Origin of the sequence: Paenibacillus plantarum, assembly GCF_013141695.1 — a bacterium.
GTDB lineage: Bacteria > Bacillota > Bacilli > Paenibacillales > NBRC-103111 > Paenibacillus_E > Paenibacillus_E plantarum.
Genome location: NZ_WHNY01000077.1, coordinates 1 through 6481 on the forward strand (window position 1 = coordinate 1; position 6481 = coordinate 6481).

Annotated in this window: 7 protein-coding genes; 2 read left to right on the forward strand and 5 right to left on the reverse strand. The window is 42.8% G+C overall.

The annotated features are described in order from the left end of the window. Nucleotides 1–274 precede the first annotated feature (274 nt). From GC096_RS32605 to GC096_RS32620, 4 genes are all read right to left on the reverse strand, one after another. Complete coding sequence (locus GC096_RS32605) at nucleotides 275–1000, reverse strand: 3-ketoacyl-ACP reductase (RefSeq protein ID WP_171636327.1); 726 nt, start codon at nucleotides 998–1000, stop codon at nucleotides 275–277. 63 nt (nucleotides 1001–1063) lie between these two features. Continuing rightward, nucleotides 1064–1474: a hypothetical protein gene (locus GC096_RS32610; protein WP_171636328.1), complete on the reverse strand. Its 411-nt coding sequence runs from the start codon at nucleotides 1472–1474 to the stop codon at nucleotides 1064–1066. Between the two features lie 163 nt (nucleotides 1475–1637). Next, on the reverse strand, nucleotides 1638–2885 hold the full coding sequence (locus GC096_RS32615; RefSeq protein WP_171636330.1) for a TerD family protein: 1248 nt from the start codon (nucleotides 2883–2885) through the stop codon (nucleotides 1638–1640). Between the two features lie 126 nt (nucleotides 2886–3011). Continuing rightward, a complete protein-coding gene (locus tag GC096_RS32620; RefSeq protein ID WP_171636332.1) occupies nucleotides 3012–3602 on the reverse strand; it encodes a TetR/AcrR family transcriptional regulator in 591 nt (196 codons plus the stop codon). A 148-nt stretch (nucleotides 3603–3750) separates the two neighbouring features. On the opposite strand from GC096_RS32620, the gene GC096_RS32625 reads away from it, so the two are divergent. Both GC096_RS32625 and GC096_RS32630 read left to right on the forward strand, forming a co-directional pair. Beyond that, nucleotides 3751–4695: a ketopantoate reductase family protein gene (locus tag GC096_RS32625; protein WP_171636334.1), complete on the forward strand. Its 945-nt coding sequence runs from the start codon at nucleotides 3751–3753 to the stop codon at nucleotides 4693–4695. Between the two features lie 238 nt (nucleotides 4696–4933). Further along, on the forward strand, nucleotides 4934–5410 hold the full coding sequence (locus GC096_RS32630; RefSeq protein ID WP_171636336.1) for a GyrI-like domain-containing protein: 477 nt from the start codon (nucleotides 4934–4936) through the stop codon (nucleotides 5408–5410). Between the two features lie 167 nt (nucleotides 5411–5577). Here the strand turns inward: GC096_RS32630 and GC096_RS32635 are convergent, their stop codons facing one another. Beyond that, on the reverse strand, nucleotides 5578–6258 hold the full coding sequence (locus tag GC096_RS32635; protein ID WP_171636338.1) for an MIP/aquaporin family protein: 681 nt from the start codon (nucleotides 6256–6258) through the stop codon (nucleotides 5578–5580). Between the last annotated feature and the right edge of the window lie 223 nt (nucleotides 6259–6481).

Sequence of the window (6481 nt, forward strand, 5' to 3'; positions counted from 1 at the left end):
TGGCGAACTATCCTGATTAAGGTCTCGTCTCGGCTTAACACTTTGGAGGTAGATGAAGCGAAGGAGCACTATAATGAGCTTAAGCGTGACGTCGATATCCATTTTTATAATTACGAGCGATTATAAGCAAAATTAAGCGGTTTTAGTCCTGTGGAATTCAGGACAAAGACCGCTTAAAGAACTTTTATTATTTATACTGTCTACTTGACGGAGCCAGTTCAATGTCGATGTTACCCCATCGTTTTCTAGTTTTCCATGCTAAAGAGTCTTTCACTTAATATGGGTTTGTTGCGATAAAGCTCGCAGTTTTCACATAAATACGCGGATTTAGTTTCAGTTGATTTACAATGAATTCCGCAATGTCTTCTGGTTGCATAAATTTGGATTCAACGTTTTCTTTAATCAAATTTAAGTCAAGCGCCAGATCTGTCGCAACCGTACTTGGCGTTAAAGCCGATACACGAATATTATTACGACGGACCTCTTGCGCGAGGGATTCCGTAAACCCAATCACCGCAAACTTGGATGCGCTGTAGGCACTTGAGGTAGCTGCGCCAGCTAATCCATTAGTAGAGGAAATATTGATAATATCTCCGCCATTTTTCTCAATCAACTGCGGTAGAACTGCACGTGTTACATAGTATGTGCCCAACAAATTCGTATCAATCATGCGCTTCCATTCTTCCGGATTCATCTCCAACACCGTACCAAATGTCGCAATTCCCGCATTATTGATCAGAATATCAGCGGAACCCAGTTCGCTTTTTATGACTTCAACTGCTGCTTCCACTTGTTCTTTGGATGAAACATCAGCGATTGCATAGGTTGCTTTAACGCCTAGCCCTTCCAGTTCAGCGGCAACTTGCTTTAAAACAGCTTCATTTCTGGCAAGCAAACCAACGTTTACGCCTTCTTTTGCCAATGCAATAGCCGTTGCTTTGCCGATCCCTCTTGCCGCACCGGTTACAATTGATACTTTACCTTTTAATGAATGCGCCATAGTAAGCGGCTCCTCTCCTGTATGTATCTACTCATTAATTATACTACGGTGCTCTACGTTAAACTAATTTATGCGTGAAAGTTGTTTTCTTCGGGCAATCTGCTCGCTATACCATCTGCGTTTCTTGCCATTCTCAACTCCCTCACGGAAGCGCCTGACCTTTTTCGTCTTTTCCTCCATGTCTCGCTTATGCTTCCCTTCAAGACCCGACGGCTTAGCCTTACGGCAGTAGTTCAGGTTTCTTCGTTGGTACTTCACCCCAGACGGTCTACCCTTATGTTCGACCTCGGTTCTTCGCACTTCTTGGCTCCCCGACTTCTGTCTGGTACATGACGGATTTCTCAGCACCCCTTTTACACCAGTTCCAGGCTTCGCACAAGTACCCGCCTTTTGAGTCGGGGCTTGCACCAGCAACATTGTGCTGGTTCGCTTACCATTGCGGCTTTTCCTGTAAGCTTTTTCGCTACTATCCATTCATATGACTGCTCACTATCCTTAGCCTCGTCTTGTACGCGGGTTACTAAAAAAATTTGGGAACGATGAGCTCTCCTTGGGTCGAGACTTTCACTCCTTGGTCGTTGCGCTGCCAAGCGCACAAAAGCCCAAGCATCTTGTGGCGCTTGGGCTCTATCAGCTCTTACTTATAATCATTTAAGGGTCCTTCATCCATTAAAACTTCTATCGTATTTGAGGACCCCATCCTAAGTTTAGGTCTATACTCTGAGTTCGGTGTACTGTAAAGCTCCAATGGACTTATACTAACTCCGTCTGGCCTATTATGAAGTATTCCGGGCACACAGGTATAAACTGCATCATTATTATTTGCATTCTTGGAAGATATCGTTACAGATGTTCCATTATGATTATCTATACTCATAGACACCTTGTATCTGTAGAATGAACCTGTTCCATTGGACTGGGCTGAATAAACCACAGGAACAACTGCGAGAATATTGTCGTTTAACCTTAATTTTATAACTTCTGTTTTAGTAGATAGACTATTCCTCCCAACATCCCCCAAATGTTCTACGGATCCATTGCCAAAACTCCTGAGAGGGGGTGCTCCTTCCGCCCCAAACATAGCTACATCGATCTGCTTGCCATCCTTTGTATAGACTAGTGCATATATATCATAATCAGTCCCCGTCTCCCAAGATACAGTAGCAGTAATCTCTGGTGTTTTATCAATGAGAACAGGCTTTTGCCCTTTATCGAGACTTATCTTACCCTTTACCTTTTCAAGGTTTATCAGTGACAACGGATTTTGACTATTTTTATTTTCAGTAACAATTGCAGTCATATCAGGGCCTTTTGATATATTTTCTTGAATAGTCTTAGGTTCTGTAAGCTTTTTTTGGTCATCAGATTCAACTTCAACACCGTAATTTTTACATAACCCTTCAAGTCCAGAATCGAATCCACGCCAGATTGATCTTGCCTTTGTCTGACCATTCCTTAGATATAATTCCAATACTACGATTCCATTTTCATTAGTAAAACTAGATGGGGTTAACTGGATAATCGTCTTATCGGTAGAGACTTCTGCCTTTAAATTCTTTACATTTGAAAATCCCTTGCTATTATCCTCTGTAAGAGTTACAGCGATTTGAGTAATACCTTCAGGAACTTTACTCATGTCAAAATTAATTCTATGTACCTTTGTATTCCCTACTATCTCAGATGGAATAAGGGTAGCTACACCAGAAGAGCTTTCTGGTTGATTATAAAATATGATCCCACTATCTCCTTGCACCTTGTTCGCATCAGTTAGAAGGAATGCCGTTAAAGAAATATCTAACGAAGTAGAAATTTCATGGCTAACCGTTACACTACCTTTTGTGGCACTTAAAGTTGTATTTGCTCCCATCTGAAGTAACTCATTCATTTAAACCACTCTCCTTGTAATAACAATTCTATGATAAATAGTAATACGCATTAATAGTGCCACTACATCCTTGTCTTCTTCTATTACTTGTCTCGTTACTAATACTATAAACTGGAACAATACAAATTAATACAATATGGAATCAGGCCGCCGCGGATTGACCGAACCAAAGATATGATATGGTGTTATCCCATTAGCAAATAGGCTATCTACCAACTTCACCAATTCTTCCGACGATAGATCTTTGCCGTTGCGTATCCAAAGGCGAAACATAGATATTAATGTTGATATGTAAAACTCAATTATATATGGTGCTAAGACATCATTTGTTGGAAAGTCCACAATCAATCTCTCAAAGGGAATCTCTCTTTTCAGGCGTTCAACAAAATGAACAGAACCATAGTCGCCCAAGAGGGCTTTAAGAACTGAAATTTCCTCTGCATTTTCCAAGCATTGAAGTGCATCTTGGAAAGTATGTGTAGAAAACTCTCTGCCTGCCATTTCCTCGTTAATGGATTTCAAGACGCCCTTTTCAACGCAGTCCAACAACTCATAGATATCCGTAAAGTATTGATAAAATGTACTGCGATTATATCCTGATTGGTTAGCAATCTCTTGAATGGATATTTTTTCAATTGGTTTTTGGCTATATAAATCACAGAATACATTTATAAAGGTTTGCCTTGTTTTGTCCGTAATTTCAGGTTGCTTATTCATTATTTGCCTCCATTTTTCTATTCATCAATTATACGACAGATATTAAAAATCTGTTGGTTGATGGCCGTATACTGAATCTATACAATTACATTATACAACACGTTGTTTGATCATTGACAAGGATTAATATATATATTTAGGAGGCAATATGAGAATTTTATTCTTCGGTAGAGGTGTAATATCGACCCAATATGCTTGGGCTTTTGAAAAGGCAGGACATACAGTTGAGTTTTACGTTAGAAAAGGGAAAAAAGAAACCTTCGGAAGCAGCATAGAGCTTGAAATGTGGGACGCACGAAGAGGGAAACAGCTAATAAAAGAAAGCTGGAATGTCAAACTGCATGAGGAGTTGAGCCCGAATTATGATCTCATTATTGTGAGTGTCAACACGGAACAACTTCCAGAAGCAGCACAATTACTATCGACTGCTGCTGGAAACACCCCTGTTCTCATATTCAATAACGTTTGGCAAGATTTGAAATCATCGATCTCACCATTGTCTATGAACAATGTTGTCTTTGGGTTCCCAGTAGGAGGCGGCGGCATCGCAGACAATAGGCTTAGAGGCGGCTTTTTGAAAATGCTATTTCTGGAAAAACCACGGGTAGGCACTGAACATATTAACAACAAGGTCAAAGAACTATTTGAAAGTGCTCATTTTAAAATTAATTGGATAAAGGATATGCAAAACTGGCTTTGGAATCACTTTGCCATGAATGCGGCTATGGAGACCGAGGTGTTAAAAATGGGAAGTTTCCCAGCACTCATGAATCATAGTGACTCATTCGCAAATGTTGGTAAGAATATGAGGGAAATTACCCCTGTACTTAAAGCAAGAGGTGCAAAGATTGATACGATTTCTCTACTGTTAACTAAGATTCCACCAGCAATTCTCGGTACGCTTTTTAAGAAGGTTATTTTTGCAAAGGGCAGCTTACCACGACTTTTCATCGAATACAACAATAGTAAAGCAGGTTTTGCGGTACTTGAAGTTATGAGAGAAGCCAAAAATTTAGGTATACCTTTACCACGTCTTACTGTGGCAATTGAAAACAATGAACAACACAAAGCTATTGAAAATTCCATATCATAAAATTTGCAGGATTCTCTGTGATCATGCGGATAATTTTGGCCATAGATTCTATTTTGTTCCAAGCCTTTCCTTCATTGAGCTTAGCTTTTGATTAGCGTGATATGCACCCGCCCGTATCACAGCGTTAATACCATGAAGATTTTGTACGCTTTCTATGGGGTTGGTGTCCAGAAGGACCAAATCGGCGTTTTTGCCAGCATCCAGGAGCCAGCATTCATAAGAATTTCTTAGCACTCACATGGAAGATTACTCACTTGAACACAAAAAATCATTTGAATTGACCGCCTATGGTTTTTCAATCCAGTCCAATTTCCAAGACATGCCGGTCATGCAGAAGGAAAAAGCCGAGTTTTGGGGCGGACTCCGAGCCGACGGGAGATTTGATAAGCTCAAGGACGCCGCAAAAGACGATCGTGAATGGTCAGTCAATGAGGTGTATCAAGGAAAACCGTGGAATTATTTCGCGGTAGAAGCTCGTAAATCAGTGGCTGACGCAACGCGCATCATCGAGTTTCCAGGGAGCGAGTACATCGTGGTCGCAGGAAATGGCGATAAGGAAACTTTGTTCGATCAGCTGACCTACCTCGCCTTCGGCGAAGTCCTAGCCCAAATCACTGACTATGCTTACATCGGTGGCCCCAATGCGACTTATCGCAAAGATAACGGCGACGGCACGTTCTACGGCGAATTTTGGGTGCCTGTGGTTAAAAGATAAGTGTCCGTGACCTGAATGATTGAAGATAGGTAGCAGGCTTTGGCACCCTTTTCTCTGCTCATTAAAAAGCCACAGCCCGGAATCGCGGCTGTGGCCCGTGTTTAGAGGAAATAAAAACTTCAAAGTTCTAGACTGCCGCTGTCTGATTTCAACTATCAGGCGAATTGCTAGGCTTTGCGAACGTTCAGCAGCCGATAAGCGGCAGCTGCTAGCAGTGCCCCAAGGAACGGAGCTGTGACGAAAACCCACAGCTCGGACCATGCTTCTCCCCCGAGCAGAATCGCCGGTCCGAAGCTTCTCGCCGGATTGACCGAAGTTCCCGTCAAGCCGATGCCGAGAATATGCACGAACGCGAGCGTCAAACCGATGACCAACCCGGCGACTCTGCCGTTGCCGGGCTCAGAGGTCACGCCGAGAATGGCGTAGACGAAAACGAACGTCAAGACAATCTCCACCACAAAAGCCATCAGCGCCGTAATGCCGATGCCGTAGCCTTCGCCGAAACCGTTCTGCCCGAGGCTTGTCACCGCCTTGCCCGTCGAGTCGATGATCGCGTACAGCAGCGCCGAACCGGCGATAGCACCAGCGACCTGGGCGACGACGTAGCCGAAGAAATCTTTGGCAGAAAGCTTCCGGCTGACGAGCATGACGAGCGATACGGCAGGATTAACGTGGCAGCCGGAAATAGGGCCGATCACATAGGCGAGCGCCACGATTGACAGGCCGAAAGCCATTGCGATGCCCAGATACCCTAGCTCGCCTCCCGCCGTGGCTGCGCTTCCGCAACCGAACAGAACAAGCACGAACGTGCCGATGAATTCAGCCACATATTTATTTAATGATTTCAAATTTCACCCCTCCCAAGATCAATTTGAGTCATTATATGCTAGGAATCTGGACAAGATTCTAAATATTAGGGCGAAAACAGCTGAAAGAAACCATCCCACTCTTCGACTTCTTGTGATTGAACGTGATTATGTGTAAAACCACTATTCACCGAAGCAATGCCTCTGATATACAACTCCTCCTTACTAAAAATTGTGGATAGAACGATAAAAAAATAGAGGCAAT

What these genes read in the sequence shown, in the direction of transcription:
- GC096_RS32605 (WP_171636327.1), bottom strand. Translation starts at nt 1,000, where the DNA reads ATGGCGCATTCATTAAAAGGTAAAGTATCAATTGTAACCGGTGCGGCA.
- GC096_RS32610 (WP_171636328.1), bottom strand. Translation starts at nt 1,474, where the DNA reads ATGGATAGTAGCGAAAAAGCTTACAGGAAAAGCCGCAATGGTAAGCGA.
- GC096_RS32615 (WP_171636330.1), bottom strand. Translation starts at nt 2,885, where the DNA reads ATGAATGAGTTACTTCAGATGGGAGCAAATACAACTTTAAGTGCCACA.
- GC096_RS32620 (WP_171636332.1), bottom strand. Translation starts at nt 3,602, where the DNA reads ATGAATAAGCAACCTGAAATTACGGACAAAACAAGGCAAACCTTTATA.
- GC096_RS32625 (WP_171636334.1), top strand. Translation starts at nt 3,751, where the DNA reads ATGAGAATTTTATTCTTCGGTAGAGGTGTAATATCGACCCAATATGCT.
- GC096_RS32630 (WP_171636336.1), top strand. Translation starts at nt 4,934, where the DNA reads ATGGAAGATTACTCACTTGAACACAAAAAATCATTTGAATTGACCGCC.